The following is an 18740-nucleotide window of genomic DNA, read 5'->3' as shown; positions in this document are numbered from 1 at the left end:
GTTCAGGGGGCGCGAAAGCGCAGGATGCGCGCGCCGTCGTAGGGGTCGGTGAGGTAGTGGGCGTGCACGCCGAAAGTGCTCAGCAGCCGCTCTGGGGTGAGCACGCTTTCGGGGGGGCCGAGGGCGACCAGGCGGCCTTGGTCGAGCACTGCCAGGCGGTCGCAGGTGAGCGCCTGGTTGAGGTCGTGCAGGGCCACCAGGGTGGTCACCGGCAGGGCCTGCACCTGTTGCAGCAGGCCCAGCTGGTGCTGGATGTCGAGGTGGTTGGTGGGCTCGTCCAGCAGCAACAGCTGCGGGCGCTGGGCCAGGGCGCGGGCGATGTGCACGCGCTGGCGCTCGCCGCCAGACAACTCGCGCCAGATGCGCTCGCGCAGGTGGCTGGCGTCCGCGTCGGCCAGGGCCTGGTCGACGATGGCGCGGTCTTGCCGGCCGAACGGCGCCAGGGCCGACAGCCACGGCGTGCGGCCCAGGGCCACGGCGTCGAACACGCTGATGGCGTCTTGCGTGTCGGCCTGTTGCTCCACCAGGGCCAGCAGCTGGGCGATGCGCCGGCGCGGCAGTTTTGCCAAGGGCTCGCCGAGCAACTGCACGCTGCCGCTGCTGGGTGTGCGCAGGCCGGCCAGCAGCTTGAGCAGGGTGGATTTGCCCGAGCCGTTGGGGCCGACGATACCCAGCGTCTCGCCAGGGTTTACGGCCAGGTCGATGCCTTGCAGCACGTCGCGCTCGCCCAGGCGCAGGCTCAAGTTGTGGCAGGCGAGGGGGGCGATGGCGAGGGGGTTCATGGCGGTCATGGGCGCCCCCGGCGGCTGACCAGAATCAGCGCGAACACCGGCGCGCCGATCAGCGCGGTGACCACGCCCACCGGGATCACCTGGCCGCTGATCAGGGTGCGCGAAAGGATATCGGCCAGAATCAGAAACAGCGCGCCACCCAGAGCACTGGCGGGCAGCAGGCGGCTGTGGCCGGCGCCCAGCAGCAAACGCAGGGCGTGGGGGATGACCAGGCCGACGAAACCAATGGCGCCGACAATCGACACCATCACTGCAGTCACCAGCGCCGCACAGCTGATCAGCAGCAGTTGCGTGCGGCGTACCGGCACACCCAACGATGCGGCCGAGTCGGCGCCGAAGGTGAAGGCATCCAGCGCGCGGCGGTGCCACAGGCACACCACCAGGCCCAGCAGCGCCACCGGCAAGGCCAGCCACACCGAGGGCCAGCGCACGCCGCTGAGGTTACCCAGCAGCCAGAACATGATGCCGCGCGCCTGCTCGGCGGTGGCCGACTTGGTAATCAAAAATGCGGTCAGGGCATTGAACAGTTGCGAGCCGGCAATGCCGGCCAGAATCACCTGGGCATTGTTGTGGCTGCTGCCGCTGGCCCGCGACAACAGCAGCACCAGGCCGAAGGCCGCCAGCGCGCCGATGAAGGCACCGCCGGACAACGACAGCGCCGCGCCGCCCAGGCCCAGCAGGCCCACCGCCACCGCACCGGTGGAAGCACCGGCCGACAACCCCAGCAGGTAGGGTTCGGCCAGCGGGTTGCGCAGCAGCGCCTGCAAAATCACCCCGCAGGTAGCCAGCCCGGCACCGCAGGCTGCGGCCACCAGGGTGCGCGGCAGTCGGTAGTTCCAGACAATGCCGGCATCGATCGGGTCGAGCACGTGGCCGGCCTGCCACAAATGGTTGGCCAGCACCTGCCACACCACCTGCGTGGAGACACGGGTTTCGCCGATGGCGATGCCGGCCAGCAAGGCGGTAAGCAGGGCCACAAGGGCTGCCAGGCTCAGGGGGAACAGGCGGCTCATGGTTGCGGCGCTTTACCCGTGGCGAAGGCGTCAGACAAGCGCTCCAGGCCCTTGAACAGGCGGATGCCGGCCTGCATGGCGTCGGCGTCGAGCACGATGATGCGGCCGTTCTTCACCGCGTCCATGTTCTTGGCCACCGGGTCGTTGCGCAGAAAATCAAGCTTCTTCTGGTAGTCGTCGGCGGGGAAGCGGCGGCGGTCCATGCGCGCGATGATCAGCCAGGTGGGGTTGGCCTTGGCCAGGGTTTCCCAGCCCACGGTGGGCCATTCTTCGTTGGACTCGACCACGTTGCGCACGCCCAGGGTCTGCAGCATGAAGTCGGCCACGCCCTGGCGGCCGGCCACGTATGGGTCCATCTCAAGGTCGGCGCTGGAGAACCAGAACAGCGCGCTGGTGTGGCTCAGGTCCTTGCCGGCCAGTTGCTGACGGGCGTGATCCAGCTGGCCCTTGAGCTCGGCGTTGAGCTGTTGGCCACGGGCCTGCACGTCGAAGATTTCGGCCAGCTGGCTGACGCTCTTGTAGATGCTGTCGACCTTGAACGGCTGCAGGCGGGTGCCGTCGGCGCCCACCAGGTTGTCCTTGCCTTCGCAGTCCGAGGGCAGCAGGTAGGTGGGGATCTTCAGCTCGTCGAACTGCTCGCGGGTGGCCACCACGCCCTGGGCGCCGACCATCCACTCGAACTGCACCGCCACCAGTTGCGGGCGCTTGCCCACCACCGCTTCGAAGCTTGGGTCGTTGTCGGCCAGGCGCGGCACCTTGGCGTTTTGCGCGGCGTACTCGGGCAGCACGTTGTTGAACCACAGCGAGGTGCCGGCCAGCTTGTCGCCAAGGCCCAGGGCGTAGAGCATCTCGGTGCCGGCCTGGCCGATGGTCACGGCGCGCTCGGGGGCTTGGGCGAAGGTCTGCGGGGCGCCGCAGTTGTCGACGGTGAGCGGGTAGTGGGTGGCGGCGGCCTGGGCAAGGCCAGTCAGCGACAGGCCGGCGAGCAGGGCGGCGAAACGGGGCAGCATGGTGGGCGATCTCCTATCTACGGTGCACGGAATGAACGCACGGACAGGCATCGCCGGGCCCGTCGCGCAGGGCGAGGGGCAGCACCCGCAAGGGGTGGAGATGGCCATCCCGGACACCCCGCCGGTTGGTAAATGTGTGCCGGCAGGTCTCCTGACTGGTGCGTCCTGGCCCGGCGCCAGCCTTCCCGGATACATGATCCAGTGGCATCGATGGCGCGGGCTCGGCACCTACAGTTGCGGGGGCAGTTCCCTTTGGCACGCGCTGGGCGGCCTGGGGATTCCCTATTAATTCCTGGTGGAAACCGGCGGCGGGCATGGTAGTCCATCGACCGCCGGGTGGAAACGTTTTTGGCTCGTTGCGGCCCCATCGCACAGCTCTCAGGCCTGTGCCGTACCTGTAGGAGCCGGCTTGCCGGCGATGAGGCCGGGCCAGTGATCACAAATACTTGAGCCAGGCAATATCACGCCGACGCGCCTTCAACCGGGCAAACCAGCGCACTGGCAAGTACAGCGCCGCCGCCAGCAACACCGAGCCCAGCCACACCGCGCCAATGCCGTCAAAACCGAAGTACTCGCCATGGTTCAGCCCGAACAGCGCTACGCAGATCACGTACAGCACTTTCAGTACATACAGGTGCAGCAGGTAGAAGAACATCGGTGCGGCGCCGAATACCGCCAGCACGCCGATCCAGCGGGCCGCGCCTGCGCGCTCGAAGCCGCGCAGCAGCAACAGGCCGCAGCCCAGGGTCAGGCTCAGGAACAGCAGCGACGGCGGGTACTTGGTGATGTTGAAGAAGCTCATCAGGGTTTGAGTGAACGCCGGGTAGCTGTGCCATGGTGCTTCGCCGTAGCCGTTGAGCAGGCGCAGCACCACAAAGCCCAGCAGCGCGGCGGCGCCGGCCAGCAGCAGGTGCTTTTGGCGTACGCCGGCATCGCTGCCACGGCCGAACCACGGCCCCAGGGCGTAGCCCAGCGCAATCACGCCAATCCACGGCAGCACCGGGTAGGAGGTGCGCAGGCGCAGGCTGTCGGACACTTCCAGCCAGCCACGGTCATGCAAAATCGCCCACGGCACGTGCATCGCCGACTCCGGGCCAAAGTGCAGGCCGTCCAGCAGGTTGTGCCCGGCCACCAGTACCACGCCCAGGGCCACCAGCGCCGCACGTGGCAGGTACACCAGCAGCGACAGGGCGATCATGCTCACGCCGATGGCCCAGATCACCTGCATGTAGATCACGCTCGGCGGCAGCTGGAAGGTCCAGGCGAAGTTCACCAGGGTGAACTCCAGCACCACCAGGAACAGCCCGCGCTTGAACAAGAATGCCGACACATCGCGCCGGCCCTGGTACTTCTCGCCGTACAGGTAGGCCGACAGGCCCGTCAGCAGCACGAACACCGGCGCGCACAGGTGGGCCAGGGTGCGGCTGGCGAACAGGCTGGGGTCGGTGACATCGACGTTCATCGGGTCGCTGACCTGGCGGTGCAGGAAGAAGGTCTCGCGCACGTGGTCGAGCAGCATGAACAGGATCACCAGGCCGCGCAGGGCATCGATGCTCTGCAGGCGCTGGGTGAGCAGGGTGGGGGTGGCTGAGGCGCTTGTCATCGGGAATGGGTCGCAGGCAGGAATGGGTGTCAAATGAAACGTTATCTTATAACTATTTATTCATTTTGGCACAGCCATTTTTTGCCGTGTGGGGGCATGCAGCCCTGTAGGAGCCGGCTTGCCGGCGATAGGGCCCGAATCGGCGACACAAAAAAACCGGGGCTGCGCAATGGCGGCCCCGGTTCTTGTGTCGACAGCATCGCGGGGCAAGCCCGCTCCCACGTCCCCGCGATGGGCGTCAGTGGTTTTCGACGACGGTCCCGGCCACCACACGCACGGGTTCCGGGGCAGGGGTGCCCAGCGTCACCGACCCTTCATGGGCGCGCAAGCTGCGGCACAGGCTGTAGCCGGTCACCAGCATGTACACGGCAATCGGCAGCCCCACCACAATACTGGCCATCTGTATCGCCACCAGCCCGCCGGCAATGATCAGGCTGGCAGCGATGGCGCCTTCCAGCACGCACCACATCACCCGCAGCCAGTTCGGCGGGTCGATGCTGCCCAGCGAGTTGAGCATGCACAGCACCTGGGTGCCGGCGTCGGCGGCGGTGACGAAGTGCACCGCCAGCAGCAGGCACACGATCACGCTGAGGATGGCGCCCACGGTGGGGCCGTCCAGGCGCTCGAGCAGGGTGAACATCGCCGTGGTGGTGTCGTGGCGGGTGGCCTGCAGGATCGGGCCACCGGTAAAGTCGCCGGCCGCGCTCTGCTCGGCCACCGGCAGCGCGGCATGGGCCTGGCGTGCCTGCTGCTCGTCCTTGAGCGCCGAGCCGCCGAACACCGCCATCCAGATCATGGTCACCAGGGTGGGCACCAGCAGTGCGCCAAACACCAGCTCGCGGATGGTCCGCCCGCGGGAAATCCGTGCGATGAACAGGCCCACGAACGGCCCCCAGGTCATCCACCAGGGCCAGTAGAAGGCGGTCCAGCTGTTCTGCCAGCCGCTGTTGGCCTGGCTGTCGGTCCAGAAGCTCAGGCCGACGATGTTCTGCACGTAGTCACCGGCCGACTCCAGCAGCAGGTTGAGCAGGTAGTTGGTCGGGCCCAGGGCCAGCACCACCAGCATCAGGCCGATGGAGATCCACATGTTCACCGTGCACAGGCGCTTCATACCCTTGGAAAGGCCCGCCACCAGTGAAATGGAGGCGATCACCGTGACCACGGCGATGATGCCCAGCTTGAACGACAGGCTCACCGGCACGCCGAACACGTCCTTGAGCCCGGCGTTGATCTGTTCCACGCCCATGCCCAGCGATTGCGACACGCCAAAGGCGGTGACTGCCGCACCGATGATGTCCACGGTGTGGCCGATAGGCCCGTAGATGCGCTGGCCAATCAGCGGGTAGAGGACTGAGCGCAGCGCCAGCGGCAGGCCTTCGCGGTAGGCGAAGTAGGCCAGGCCCAGGCCGATCACGGTGAAGATCGCCCAGGGGTGCAGGCCCCAGTGGAACAGGGTCAGGCGCATGGCCATGGCTGCCGATGCGTCGGAAAGCCCGGGGGTGAAGGGGTTGCTGGCGTAGTGCAGCACCGGCTCTGCCACCGACCAGAAGATCAGCCCCACGCCCATGCCGGCGCTGAACAGCATGGCGATCCAGGCCGGGAAGCTGAACTCCGGGCGCTCGTCCGGGCGGCCCAGGCGCAGGGTGCCGTAGCGGCTGAAGGCGACCACCACCAGCAACACCAGTACGCCGCTGACCAGCGCGATGTAGAACCACTTGAGGTTGTCGAGGATGGCGTCGGAGGCACTTTTGAACACCCCGGCGGCCTGTTCGCCCTGGGTGGCGCACAGGGCCACGAAGGCCATGACGATAAGCAGTGACCACACGGTCACCGTAGGGTTGAGGCCTTTGAACAGGCCATGGTTTGCACGCATCGGCTATTTCCTTTTTATTGTTGCAAGTCGCGGGGCACAGGGGCTGCGCTTGGCTTCGTCGCTGAGTGGGGGGTGCAGGATTGTTCGGCGGGAGGGTTTGCCTGTTGGTTGGAGGTTGATGCAGGAACTCGTGGGAGCGGGCTTGCCCCGCGATAGCGATAGCGATGCCGGTACCGCTATCGCGGGGCAAGCCCGCTCCCACGCTGTTCGCCGCAGCCGCGCGGATGCCTAGGAAACTGCAAAAGGCGCCCGCAGGCGCCGTGTCAGAGGTCGATGACCAGGTCGGAAGTGGGCCGGCTGCAGCACAGCAGGCGCAGGCCCTTGTCGATTTCACGCTGGCGGATGCCGCCGTTGTGCTGCATCTCGACACTGCCCTCCAGCACCGCGCTCTTGCAGGTGCCGCACACCCCCTGGCTGCAGGAGGAGGGCACCACGGCGCCGGCCTGCTTGGCCGCGGCCAGCACGGTCTGGTCGGCGCGCATGGTGAAGGTCTTGCCCGAGCGCGCCAGCACCACGGTGAAGCTGTCCTGGGCCTGGCCTGCTGCAGGCGCCGGGGCCGGCTCCGGCTCGGCGCCGATGTCGAAGCTCTCCTGGTGGTAGTGCTTCAAGTCAAAGCCGCCATTGCCGAGCAGGGCCTTGGTTGCGTCCATGTAGCCCTTGGGGCCACAGGTGAAGACTTCGCGCTCCTTGAAGTCAGGGATCTGCCGTTGCAGCTCCTCCAGCGACAGGCGCCCCAGCGGGCCGGCCCAGTCCGGTTCGTCGCCGGTGTTCTCGCAGAAGAACAGCGTGCGCAGGCGCGGCATGCTCTTTTCAAGGCGCGCCAGTTCATCGCGGAAGATGATGTCCTTGGGCGTGCGCGCGCTGTGCACGAAGACGATATCCAGGTCGGCCTGCAGGTCGGCGGCGGCCCGGGTCATGGCCATCAGCGGGGTCACCCCGGAGCCGGCCGACAGGTACAGCAGCTTGTGCGACGGGCCCGCCACAGGAGTGAAGATGCCCGCCGGGCCCGAGGCGGCCAGTGCGGCGCCGGCATGCAGGTTGTCGTGCAGCCAGTTGGACACCGCGCCCCCCGGCACCCGCTTGACGGTGATCGAGAAAGTGAACGGCCGGGTCGGGGTGGACGACAGGGTGTAGCAGCGCGACACGCTCTGCCCGTCGATCACCGGCGACACAGTCAGGAACTGGCCGGGCTCGTAGGCCAGCGCCTGGTAGTCCGGGCAGTGGAAGGTAAAAGTCTTCACGTCGTGGGTTTCGGCCACCACGCTCAGGCATTCGATGCGCTTGCCTTCGCCGCTGCCCCACTGGGCGCCGAAGGCGGCCCAATGGTCGGTGTCGGCGAAGCGCTGGTCGGCGCGCAGGGCGGCGATGTTCTGGTACTGGGTCATGGCATCAGACTCCGTGGGCGGCCAGGCGCGAGGCGTACCAGCGCGCGAACTGGTCGACGTAGGGCTCGGTGAACACCGAGTAGGCGCCGGGCACGAAGGCCGGGTCCTGGGTGCCGCTGTGGGTGATGGCCACCAGCGCGGCGTCCTGCTGGGTGGTTGCCACCCACACTTCGGTGAGCTTCTGCAGGTCGTAGTCCACACCCTCGACGGCATCCTTGTGCACCAGCCACTTGGTGCGCACCAGGGTTTGCTCGGGCGACAGCGGGATGATCCAGCTGATCATGGCGTGGTCGCTCATCACGTGGCACCACGCGTTGTTGCCCCACAGGTGGGTGTCGCCCAAATCCTTGCGGGTGAGGTTGCCCAGCAGCTTGCTGCAGGCCACTTTAGTGTCGAGGGTCTGCGACTCGCCGCTGCCGGCGATGATCATGCGCTGGGTGCGGAACTGGGTTGGCGCGTCGTCGGCCAGGTGCTCCACGGTCTGCCACAGCAGGCCCGAACGCTCCCAGTCGGCTTCGATGCCGGCCTTGCGGATTTGATAGGCATCATAGGAGGCGCGGGCCTCGTCGGTCATCTCGTCGAAGCTCACGCCGAGGTCTTCGGACTGGTACGAGACGATCAGCTCGGGGTGGGTGCCTTCGCAGTGGTAGCACTCGCGGTTGTTCTCCATCACCAGCTTCCAGTTGCCTTGCTCGACGTAGTCCAGCTCGTAGGCAATCTTGGTGTTGGTCAGGTCGAACGGGGCGAAGCGCGGGCCCATCACCTCTTCCAGGTCGGCGATGTCCTCGGGCGGGTTGTCGCTCAGGCAAATCAAAATGTGCGCGCCGATCACCTTGCAGTGCACCGGGATCAGGCTGCGGCACTTGGGATCGAAGTCCTTGCCCATGTTCTTGACATGCTTGAGGCTGCCGTCCAGGTCGTAGGTCCACTGGTGGTAGGGGCATACCAGCATGCCGACGGTGGACTTGCCGGGCGCCTTGAGCCGGGCGCCGCGGTGGCGGCAGACGTTGCGGTAGGCACGCACCTGTTCGTCGTCGTCGCGCACGATCAGCACCGAGGCCTTGCCGATGTCCACGGTGAAGACATCACCGGGTTCTTCCACATCGGCGGTCACCGCAACTTGAATCCAGTGCTTGTAGAAAAAGATATTCAGGTCGGTGTCGAAGATATCCTGGCGACTGTACAGTTCGCCGGCCATGCCCACGCCCGGTTGACGCGCGGCAATAAGGTCCCGATGAGATTTTAGGGAGGCGATTATCATGTGAAACCTCAGGCACTTTTATTATTGGATAAGCAAGGCTTTATATGGGCTTGATTATCAAAGTGGCCTGAGGGAGCGTCAATGCGGTTAATTTTCCGCTTCGCATTACTTCAAGTTATTCAAGCGACGAGGGGGGGGCGACCTTGCCCTGCAGCCACTGGACGATGGCCCAGGTCTGCTGGTCGATGCGCCGGCCATGGGGCACGATCACGTAGTAGGCCTCCCGGGGCCTGACCACGAAGGGTTCCAGGCGCACCAGCTCGCCGCTGTCGAGCAGGTGCTCGACCAGCCGCCCCCAGCCCAGGGAGATGCCATAGCCCTGCAATGCTGCGTTGACCGAGTCGGTGTACAGGCTGCAGCGCAGGTTGGTGCGCAGGGTGCTGGGGGTATGGCCCAGGCCCTTGAACCAGGTAGGCCAGGTGTACCAGCCCTCGGAGGTGGAGGCGGCATCGAGCAGCCCGGCCACGGCCAGCTCCTCAAGCGTTACCGGGGCCGGGTTGCGTGCCAGCCAGGCCGGGGAGCACACCGGGAACACCTCTTCCTCGAACAACAGGATCGAGGTGCCGTCCTCCCACTTTCCATCGCCATAGCGAATATCCAGGTCATATTCCCGGGTACGCAAATCGCCCATGAACATTTGCGTGGCCAGGCGCAGTTGTATATTCGGCAAGTTGTCATTCAATGCGTTAAGTCGGGGCATGATGCGAAGTTGCGAAAACGGCGCAGTGGAGCCCAGCACTATTTCATGCTGGCCACAACCCTGGGTAATTTGATCGAAGGCGCTGGCGACCCGTTGCAACGAGTCGGAAATGATCGAAAACAGCAACTCGCCGCTTTCGGTAAGTTGTATGTTGCGGTGCGAACGGTGGAACAGCAAGGCGCCGATGTTTTCTTCGAGCACCTTGATTTGCTTGCTCACCGCGGCCTGGGTCACGCCCAGCTCTTTTGCCGCCAGGGTGAAGCTGTTGAGCCGGGCCACGGCCTCGAACTGCAGCAGGGCGGTCATCGACGGGATGATGCGCCGGTAGCCTTTGTGTTTGTGGGTGCCGTCTGCTGTTGTCATTGTTGTACCGAGGGGCAGGGGGATCGGCGGAGTATGCCAGATGGCGGTGGCTGTATCGCGGGGCAAGCCCGCTCCCACGTTGGCCGTGTGACGTTCCCTGTGGGAGGCGGCCTTGCCGGGGCGCCGTCCGGTCGAGATGGGGCGCAAAGCGGCCCCAAGGCCTCGGCCTCATGCAAAATTGCCGGGGCTGCTGCGCAGCCCTGTCGCGACACAAGGCCGCTTCCCACAGGAGCGCGGTGCATCTGCGCGACAGCGCAGCCCGCAGGGCTGGGCAATCTCCTACAGGTACAGCACAGGCCAATGCGGGAGCGTTACACCGCCAACGCCCGGGCGCGCAGTTGGTTGTTCAGAATCTGGTCGTTCTCGCTGTAGTCTACCGGGCAATCGATCACATGTACGCCCGGGTTGGAAATGCAATGGTCCAGCAGCGGTAGCAAGGCTTCGGCGCTTTCCACGCGGTAGCCGTTGGCGCCATAAGACTCGGCGTACTTGACGAAGTCCGGGTTGCCATAATCCAGGCCGAAGTCGGTGAAGCCCATGTTGGCCTGCTTCCAGCGGATCATGCCGTAGCCATCGTCACGCAGAATCACCACGGTGATGTGCATCCCCAAGCGTACTGCCGTTTCCAGCTCCTGACTGTTCATCATGAAACCGCCATCGCCACACACCGAAATCACCGGGCGGTCCGGGTGCACCAGGTGCGCGGCCATGGCCGACGGCAGCCCTGCACCCATGGTCGCCAGGGCGTTGTCCAGCAGTACGGTGTTGGGCTTGTGGGCCTTGTAGTTGCGCGCGAACCAGATTTTGTAGATGCCGTTGTCCAGGGCCACGATGCCTTCGGACGGCAGCACCCGGCGGATATCGGCCACCAGCCGCTGCGGGTACACCGGGAAGCGGTCGTCGTCGGCGCCTTCGATGGTTTGCGCTTCGTTGGCTTCGCGGATTTCCAGCAGGCGGGTGAAGTCCCAGTGGGCGGTATCGTTCAGCGCTTCGCCGATTTGCCACACGGCGTTGGCGATATCGCCGATCACTTCCACTTGCGGGAAGTACACGGCATCCACTTCGGCCGAGCGGAAGCTCACGTGGATAACCTCGGTACCACCACGCACCATGAAGAACGGCGGCTTTTCGATCACGTCGTGGCCGATGTTGATGATCAGGTCGGCGGCCTCGATGGCGCGGTGCACGAAATCGCCGGACGACAGCGCGGCATTGCCCAGGAAGCGCGGGTGGCGCTCGTCCACCACCCCCTTGCCCATTTGCGTGGTGATGAACGGGATGCCGGTCTTGTCGATCAGTTGCTTGAGCACCTTGGCGGTCATCTTGCGGTTGGCGCCGGCGCCGATTACCAGGATCGGGCTGCGGGCGTTCTTCAGCTTCTCGACGGCGGCCTCGATGGCCTTGTGCTCGGCCAGCGGGCGACGGTGCAGGCTGGGTGGGATCGGCAGGCTGTCGGTCTGCTCGGCGGCGATGTCTTCCGGCAGTTCCAGGTGCACGGCGCCGGGCTTTTCTTCTTCGGCCAGGCGGAAGGCTTCGCGCATGCGCGCCGGGATGTTGTCGGCCGAGGCGAACTGGTGGGTGTACTTGGTGATCGGGGCCATCATGCCGCAGACATCGATGATCTGAAAGCGGCCCTGCTTGGACTTCTTGATCGGCTTCTGGCCGGTGATCATCAGCATCGGCATGCCGCCCAGGTACGCATAGGCGCTGGCGGTGACCAGGTTGGTGGCGCCGGGGCCCAAGGTCGACAGGCTGACCCCGGTCTTGCCGGTGAGGCGGCCGTAGGTGGCGGCCATGAAACCTGCGGATTGCTCGTGGCGGGTCAGTACCAGCTTGATCTTCGACTTGCGCAGGGACTCGAGCAGGTCGAGGTTTTCTTCGCCAGGGATGCCGAACACATACTCGACGCGTTCGTTTTCCAGGCATTGCACTACGACATCGGCGGCCTTGGCCATGTTGCTATCTACCTCACGTGTTGCATGGGGTTGGAGATGGCTATCGCCGGCAAGCCGGCTTCTACGGGGGGGCGTGTTATGCAAGTTGCACGCGATCTACCTGTAGGAGCCGGCTTGCCGGCGATAGGGCCCGGTCAGGCCAACTGGTAAGTGGTCTTCACCCGGGTAAAGAACTGCCGCGCATGGGTGCCTTGCTCGCGCGAGCCCAGGCTCGACGCGCCGTTGCCGCCGAACGGCACGTGGTAGTCCACCCCGGCGGTGGGCAGGTTGACCATCACCATCCCCGCCGAGCTGTTGCGCTTGAAGTGCTCGGCATGGCGCAGCGAGGTGGTGACGATACCGGCCGACAAACCGAACGCGGTGTCTTCGGCAGCGGCAAACGCCTCGTCGTAGTCACGCACCTTGAGCACGCTCAGTACCGGGCCGAAAATCTCCTCGCGGTAGATGCGCATTTCAGGGGTTACTTCGGTGAACAGCGCCGGGGTGAAGAAGTACGCCCCTGCGGCGTTTTCCACGGCCTCGCCACCACATACCAGCCTGGCCCCTTGCTCGCGGCCGCTGGCCACGTAGGCAAGGTTCTGCTCCAGCTGGCGGCCATCGACCACCGGGCCGATATCGGTGCTGGCCTGTTGCGCATCACCTACCTTCAGCGCGCGGGTGCGCTCGGCCAGGCGCGCGACGAAGGCATCGTGAATACCCTCGGTGACGATCACCCGGGAGCTGGCGGTGCAGCGTTGGCCGGTGCTGTAGAACGAGCCGTTCAAGGCCACTTCCACGGCCTGCTCAAGGTCTGCGTCGTCCAGTACCACCAGCGGGTTTTTGCCGCCCATTTCCAGTTGCACTTTCTTCATGCCTTCGGCGGCCAGCTTGGCGATTTGCCGGCCGGTGTTCTCGGAGCCGGTGAAGCTGATGCCGTCTACCTGCGGCGAGCGGATGATCGTGTCGCCGACGCTGCGCCCCGGGCCGACCAGCATGTTGAACACACCCGCCGGCAGCCCCGCACGGGAGATGATTTCGGCCAGCGCCCAGGCCGAGGAGGGCACCAGCTCTGCGGGTTTGAACACCACGCAGTTGCCGAAGCACAGCGCCGGGGCGATCTTCCATGCCGGAATGGCGATGGGGAAGTTCCACGGCGCGATGATGCCGATCACGCCCAGCGGCTGGGTGAACACGTCGATACCGACGTCCTGGCGCACCGACTGGTACTTCTCGCCCTCGGCGCGCAGGGCTTCCTGGGCGTAGAACTTGAACGAGCGGCCGGCGCGGTCCACTTCGCCCAAGGCTTCGCGGACGATCTTGCCTTCTTCGCGGGCCAGCAGTACGGCCAACTCTTCGCGGCGGGCGAGGATTTCGCTACCGATGAAGTCCAGCGCGTCGGCACGCTGTTGCGGATTGCTGCGGGCCCAGCCGGGTTGTGCGCGGCGGGCGGCAGCCAGGGCCTTTTCGGTGAGCGCCTGGTCGGCGCGCTCGAAGCGCTCGACCACCTCGCCGGGGTTGGACGGGTTGCGGTTTTCGAGGATATCGGTGCTGCTGCCCAGGGCGACGAAGGCGCCGTCGACATAGCTGCTCTTGGTAACGAGGGTCATGCGCTGCGAATCCTTTTTTCGGTGCCCTGGCGGGCGAAGAAGTCGGTGATGTTGTCCACGGCGCTGTCCATCAGCTGCTGCATGGCGTCCTCGCTGCTCCAGGCAATGTGCGGGTTGAGCAAGAAATCATCGCGCTCGATCAGCTGGAACAGCGGGTTGCTGGGGTGCAGCGGCTCGACTTCGACCACATCCAGCGCCACGCCGCCCAGGCGCCCGTGCAGCAGTGCGTCGATCAGCGCGGCCTCGTTGACCACGCCGCCGCGGCCGGTGTTGACCACCACCGCGTCCGGCTTCATCAACGCCAGCTGCGGGGCATCGACCAGGTTGTAGGTTTCCGGCGTCAGCGGGCAGTTGATCGACAGCACGTCGCAGCTTTTCAGCAGCTCGGCCAACGGCCGGCAGTCCGGGCCACGGCGCTTGCCGCCACGGTCTTCGAACAGCACCTGCATGCCGAAGGCGCGGGCCAGGTGGGCCAGGCGCAGGGCGATGGGGCCGCTGCCGATGATGGCCAGCTGCTTGTCGCGCACGTCACGAATGCGGTGGTTGAAGTAGATGTTCTGGTGCGGCTTGTCACCGGCATGCACCTGGCGCATCAGCCGGGTGAAGGCGCCGGGGCGGCGGAACAGCTCGAGGATCATCGCCAGGCTGTGTTCGGCCACGGTGTTGGCGGCATAACCCGGCACGCTGGACACCTCGATGCCGTGGGCCTCGCAATACTCGACGTCGACGATGTCGCGGCCGGTCAGGGCCAGCGAGATCATCTTGAGCTTGGGCAACTGGCGCAGGTGCTCCTCGCGCAGCGGCACGCTGCAGGTCAGCGCCACCGTGGCGTCCTTGAGGTGCTCCAGCACCTGGTCGGGGTGGGTGTAGGCGAACTGCTGCCAGGTGTGGGCGCAGTCCGGGCGCTTGAGACGGGTCGAGGGCGCCAGGCCGTCGTCGTCGAGGAAGACGATGTGTTCGCTCATGCTCGAATCCTTATTTCTTCTGCGCCGGCACATAACCGGCCGGGGCCATGCCGACCAACTGGCGGGTGATGAAACCTGCGTCCTGGTCGTGATCTTCCAGCGATTCCTTGCGCACCAGGGCGTCACGCACCATGTGCGCGCCGAAGAAGCGGAAGGGTTCTGGCGGCAGCAGCTTCATCTGCTGGTTGACCAGGCCGCAGTTGGCCCACTCATCGTTGGCGTGGGTGGCCAGCGACTTGATGATGCGGCTGGCGAACACCGTGGTGGCCACGCCATTGCCCGAGAAACCGATGCCGTAGCTGACGGTCTGGTGGTGGTCGAGGTAGCCGAAGTTGGGCAGGCCTTTCATGGCCCGGTCGATGGGGCCGGTCCAGCTGCTGACCACCGGTACGTCTTCGAGCTGCGGGTACAGGCGGCGCAGTTCGGCGGCCACCTTGTCAGCGGCAGGCGAGGGCTTTTCGTAGAGGTTGCCGATGCGCCCGGCGTAGGCGAACTGGCCCAGCGGCTTGCCGAAGACCACCCGGCCGTCCGGGGTGTTGCGCCAGTAGTTGAGCACGGTGCGCGAGTCGGTCATGCACTCGCCGCGGCTGAAGCCGATGGCGTCGAGCTTGGCCTTGACCGGCGCGGTGGCGACCATGTCGCTGGACATGATGGCGATCATCCGGCGCAGCTCGGGGAACTGCGCGCCCCAGGCGTTGAGCGCCAGCACCACGTGGTTGGCTTTCACATGGCCCTTGGCGGTGTGTACCACCGGGTTCTTACCGCGCACCAGGTGGGTGAACGGTGACTTTTCGAAAATCTGCACACCCAGCTTCAATGCCACCCGGCGCAGGCCGCGGGCGAGCATGGCCGGCTGCACGGTGGCGGCGTTGGGGTCGAAGATGCCGCCCAGCACCAGCGGCGAGCCGACGCGGCCGCGAATGGTCTGGCGGTCCAGCTCCTGGAACGGGTTGACGTCGAGCTTCTGCAGGCCGTCGGTGAGCACCTTCCACGAGTTCATCTGGCGCTGGTTGGTGGCGGTCCACAGCCAGCCGTCCTTGCGGTACTGGGCGTCGATGCCGTGCTCCTGGCAGAAGCTGCCGATTTCGTCGATGGCCGACTCGGCCGCCTCGCAGATGCGCCGCGCCTCGACATCACCGCAGATGGTACGCACCGACAGGTACTTGCCCCACCAGTTGGTGGCGATGCCGCCGTTGCGCCCGCTGGCGCCAGAGCCGCAGCGGTCGCGCTCGACGATGACGATGGTCTTTTCGGGGTGCGCCTGTTTCAGGCGGATGGCCGACCACAGGCCAAGAAAACCACCGCCGACGATGCATACGTCGGCTTGAATCGAGTCCTGCAGGGCAGGGGCCAGGTCGCTGTCCAGGTCGAGTGCCTGGGCATACCAGAATCCGCGGTACATAAAGGGTGCCTCTGAGCATGTTGGTCTTGTTGGCCACATGATGCTCAGCGCCTGGCGGGGGCGGATATTACAGCCATGACAATTGATGGTACGGGTAAGCCGCTTGTCCGCAAGCTTCTATTTACCGGTAGATCTATGATATTCCGGCTGTCGGGCGCTGCTTAAAATGGCGCAAAACGCGGATATCCAGAGGTCACAGGCCATGTTCGCAGAACAACAAGTACAAACCGGTCATGCCCCGCAACCGCTGCTGTCGGTCAAGCCCGAACTGCGCGTGGGCTTCGTGCTGATGAACCAGTTCACCCTGGTGCCGGTGGCGGGCCTGGTGGATTCGCTGCGCTTTGCTGCCGACAAGTCGTTCCGCAGCCAGCAGGTGTATTGCCAGTGGGACTGGATGACCCTGGACGACCAGCCGATCACCGCCAGTTGCGGCATGCCCATCTCGCCCACCAAGCCCCTGAACCTGTGGACCCAGTACGACTACATCGTGCTCGCCGGCGGTTTGCTGGAGCAAACCCGCAACCCGCCCGAGTGGCTGCTGGACGCCCTGCGCGACCTGCATGCGGCGAACATCCCGATCATTGCCTTGTGCTCAGGCTCGTTCGTGCTGGGCAAGGCCGGGCTGCTCGACGGCCGGCGCTGTGCGTTGCACTTCACCTTGCGCGATGAGTTCAAGGAGCGCTTTCCGCTGGCCACCGCGGTGATCGACAAGAGCTACGTGGACGACCGCGGCATCATCACCTGCCCGGGCGGCACCGCCATTGACCTCGCCGCCAGCCTGATCCGCCGCCATTGCGGCGCGGTGCGCGCGCAGAAGGGCCTTGAGTACCTGCTGGTGGACGAGCGCGCCGAGCAGCAGCAAGAGCAGGCTGCCAGCGACAGCGTGTACCAGAACGACCGGGTGCAGCGGGCGATTGCCTTCATGCGCGCCAACCTGGATGCGTCGCTGACCTTGAAGGCGGTGGCCGAGGCGGTGGGCACCCACCCGCGCCAGTTGCACCGCGAGTTCGTCGCCAACACCCAGGAGCCGCCGGCCAACTACTGGCGCAAACTGCGCCTGGACCATGCCCGGCGGCTGCTGGTGAACACCAGCCAGAACATCACCACCATTGCCCTGACCTGCGGGTTTTCCGATGCGTCGCACTTCATCCTGTGGTTTCGCAAGCAGTATGGCGAGACGCCGTACAGCTTCAGAAAGCGCCGGCATGAGGTGGAGCGGTTCGATTGGCATGGCGACAAGGTGGGGTTGGACCCGGAGTTGTAGCCGAAAAGAATCGCAGAGCAAGCCCGCTCCCACAGGATTGCACAGCGCCTGAATCTGGCGTTGTACCTGTGGGAGCGGGCTTGCCCCGCGATGGCGATTTCAACGCTGGCCGAAAGCCTGAATCTCGATACGGTACTCCGGCGCTGCCAGCGCAGCCCCTACACACGCCCGCACGGGCGGTTGGTCACCCACCCAGGCGTCGTACACCGCGTTCATGGCGGCGAACTCGGCCATGTCTGCCAGCCAGATTTGCACACGGCTGATGTTGTGCTTGCCTGCACCGACTTGCGCCAGCCATTGCTCGAGCTGGGCCAGTACGCATCGGGTCTGGGCGGCGATGTCACCTTGGGGGGCCAGGGCGACGATGCCGGAGGTTTCGATACGGCCGTCGATCAGCACCATCTGGCTGGCGCGTGGGCCGGGGTTGATACGTTCGATCATTGCGCTTTCCTTCAGAACAGCACGTAGGTTTTGCGCAGGGTTTCGTGGATCTGCCACACGCCTTCGCAGTTTTCGGGGAACAGCACGGCGTCGCCTGCGCGCAGTTCGACGGGTTCGCCGCCGTCGGGGGTGAAGGTGCAGTGGCCGCTGACGATGTGGCTGAATTCGCGGTTTTTCAGGTGGCGGCGGAAGGTGCCGGGGGTGCTTTCCCAAACGCCGATGCTGGCACCGACTGTTTCATCGGTCTGGTCCTGGGCGGTGGCGGCCTGGGCGATGGGTTCGCCGACCGGCAGGCGGGCGGGGGTCGGGGCGCCTAGCGGGGTGGTGGGGGCGTTGCGCACGACGGTCAGGGTCTGGGGCATGTTGGGTTCCTTTGGGCTTGGGTTGCGGGGCAATATGGCATTGGTGTTCTGGGGGGGGATATAACGGTTGGGACGGGATGTGGGATGAGAGGTAGGTTGTTTATCTGTTTATCTGTTTATCTGTTTATCTGTTTATCTGTTTATCTGTTTATCTGTTTATCTGTTTATCTGTTTATCTGTTTATCTGTTTAAGTTGGTTTGGTTGGCTTTGAAAGTTTTATGTGCATTCATTATTTGCATTGGCGCTTATTCACCTTTCCGCCCAACGGCGGCTCACTTTTTGAGGGATCAAAAAATTACCAAAAAATCCTCGCTCCATTCATCAGCCCCGCCCGCGGCGGGGTTCCCTCACTCCGGGCTTGCTCCGGGGGTACGCGCCGACGGGCCGTTCCTGGCCTGATCGGCGCTCGACCGGCATCCATGCCGGTCGCCCCCCTGCGCAACCCCTGCGTTCGGCCTCCTGAAGTCGCGAAGTTAGTGGCGGTGCCTGCACTGGCGCAGCTAACCGCTAGTTACATTTGTGGGAACTCAGGATCGCAATCGCCGGCAAGCCGGCTCCTACAGTGGAACGCGTTAATTCGGATAACGCGTAACCCTGTAGGAGCCGGCTTGCCGGCGATAGGGCCCGAACTAACAACACATCAATAACAACTAAACCAATATCCCAGCTCTTGATCTGGCTCTTGATCTGGCTCTTGATCTTGCTTCTAAGCGCGCGATAGTTCAGGCAACACAAATCGCGACTTCAGGAGGCCGAGCGTAGGGC

15 protein-coding genes and 1 riboswitch are annotated in these 18740 nt (G+C 65.1%); of the genes, 1 reads left to right on the top strand and 14 read right to left on the bottom strand.

Features of this window, described 5'->3' with window-relative positions:
- Positions 1-2: 2 nt before the first annotated feature.
- The 12 genes from KSS94_RS15195 to KSS94_RS15140 form a co-directional block, all read right to left on the bottom strand.
- A complete protein-coding gene (locus KSS94_RS15195) occupies positions 3-791 on the bottom strand; it encodes an ABC transporter ATP-binding protein (protein WP_217838922.1) in 789 nt (262 codons plus the stop codon).
- Positions 788-1804 carry a FecCD family ABC transporter permease gene (locus KSS94_RS15190; protein WP_217838921.1) on the bottom strand — a complete coding sequence of 339 codons (1017 nt, stop codon included), beginning with the start codon at positions 1802-1804 and terminating at the stop codon, positions 788-790. The genes KSS94_RS15195 and KSS94_RS15190 overlap by 4 nt, the downstream gene beginning before the upstream one ends.
- On the bottom strand, positions 1801-2814 hold the full coding sequence (locus KSS94_RS15185; RefSeq protein ID WP_217838920.1) for an ABC transporter substrate-binding protein: 1014 nt from the start codon (positions 2812-2814) through the stop codon (positions 1801-1803). The genes KSS94_RS15190 and KSS94_RS15185 overlap by 4 nt, the downstream gene beginning before the upstream one ends.
- A gap of 124 nt (positions 2815-2938) precedes the next feature.
- Positions 2939-3136, bottom strand: a riboswitch (cobalamin riboswitch).
- A 114-nt stretch (positions 3137-3250) separates the two neighbouring features.
- Positions 3251-4417: an acetyltransferase domain-containing protein gene (locus tag KSS94_RS15180; protein WP_217838919.1), complete on the bottom strand. Its 1167-nt coding sequence runs from the start codon at positions 4415-4417 to the stop codon at positions 3251-3253.
- A 238-nt stretch (positions 4418-4655) separates the two neighbouring features.
- A complete protein-coding gene (locus tag KSS94_RS15175) occupies positions 4656-6290 on the bottom strand; it encodes a BCCT family transporter (RefSeq protein ID WP_217838918.1) in 1635 nt (544 codons plus the stop codon).
- Positions 6291-6553: 263 nt separating this feature from the next.
- Positions 6554-7675: an FAD-binding oxidoreductase gene (locus KSS94_RS15170; RefSeq protein ID WP_217838917.1), complete on the bottom strand. Its 1122-nt coding sequence runs from the start codon at positions 7673-7675 to the stop codon at positions 6554-6556.
- A gap of 4 nt (positions 7676-7679) precedes the next feature.
- Complete coding sequence (locus tag KSS94_RS15165) at positions 7680-8936, bottom strand: aromatic ring-hydroxylating oxygenase subunit alpha (protein ID WP_217838916.1); 1257 nt, start codon at positions 8934-8936, stop codon at positions 7680-7682.
- A gap of 115 nt (positions 8937-9051) precedes the next feature.
- Positions 9052-9999 (bottom strand): LysR substrate-binding domain-containing protein, encoded by a 948-nt coding sequence (locus KSS94_RS15160; protein ID WP_217838915.1) that lies wholly within the window; start codon positions 9997-9999, stop codon positions 9052-9054.
- Positions 10000-10310: 311 nt separating this feature from the next.
- Positions 10311-11954, bottom strand: a complete 1644-nt coding sequence (locus tag KSS94_RS15155; RefSeq protein WP_217838914.1) for an acetolactate synthase large subunit — start codon at positions 11952-11954, stop codon at positions 10311-10313.
- Positions 11955-12088: 134 nt separating this feature from the next.
- A complete protein-coding gene (locus tag KSS94_RS15150) occupies positions 12089-13540 on the bottom strand; it encodes an aldehyde dehydrogenase family protein (RefSeq protein WP_217838913.1) in 1452 nt (483 codons plus the stop codon).
- On the bottom strand, positions 13537-14505 hold the full coding sequence (locus KSS94_RS15145; RefSeq protein ID WP_217838912.1) for an NAD(P)-dependent oxidoreductase: 969 nt from the start codon (positions 14503-14505) through the stop codon (positions 13537-13539). Before KSS94_RS15145 ends, KSS94_RS15150 begins: the two co-directional genes overlap by 4 nt.
- 10 nt (positions 14506-14515) lie before the next feature.
- The gene (locus tag KSS94_RS15140; RefSeq protein ID WP_217838911.1) at positions 14516-15907 is read right to left on the bottom strand and encodes an NAD(P)/FAD-dependent oxidoreductase; all 1392 of its coding nucleotides are present in this window, start codon (positions 15905-15907) and stop codon (positions 14516-14518) included.
- 202 nt (positions 15908-16109) lie between these two features.
- Here KSS94_RS15140 and KSS94_RS15135 point away from each other — a divergent pair, with 202 nt between their 5' ends.
- On the top strand, positions 16110-17171 hold the full coding sequence (locus tag KSS94_RS15135; RefSeq protein WP_217838910.1) for a GlxA family transcriptional regulator: 1062 nt from the start codon (positions 16110-16112) through the stop codon (positions 17169-17171).
- A gap of 99 nt (positions 17172-17270) precedes the next feature.
- On the opposite strand, the gene KSS94_RS15130 is transcribed toward KSS94_RS15135, so the two are convergent.
- Entirely contained in the window at positions 17271-17612 is a 342-nt protein-coding gene (locus KSS94_RS15130; RefSeq protein WP_217838909.1) for a RidA family protein, read from the bottom strand.
- 11 nt (positions 17613-17623) lie between these two features.
- A complete protein-coding gene (locus tag KSS94_RS15125; RefSeq protein ID WP_217838908.1) occupies positions 17624-17974 on the bottom strand; it encodes a cupin domain-containing protein in 351 nt (116 codons plus the stop codon).
- Between the last annotated feature and the right edge of the window lie 766 nt (positions 17975-18740).

The organism is Pseudomonas fakonensis (assembly GCF_019139895.1).
Classification (GTDB): domain Bacteria; phylum Pseudomonadota; class Gammaproteobacteria; order Pseudomonadales; family Pseudomonadaceae; genus Aquipseudomonas; species Aquipseudomonas fakonensis.
Note: the sequence above shows the minus strand (reverse complement) of the source record. Positions and strands in the feature narration are given on the sequence as shown.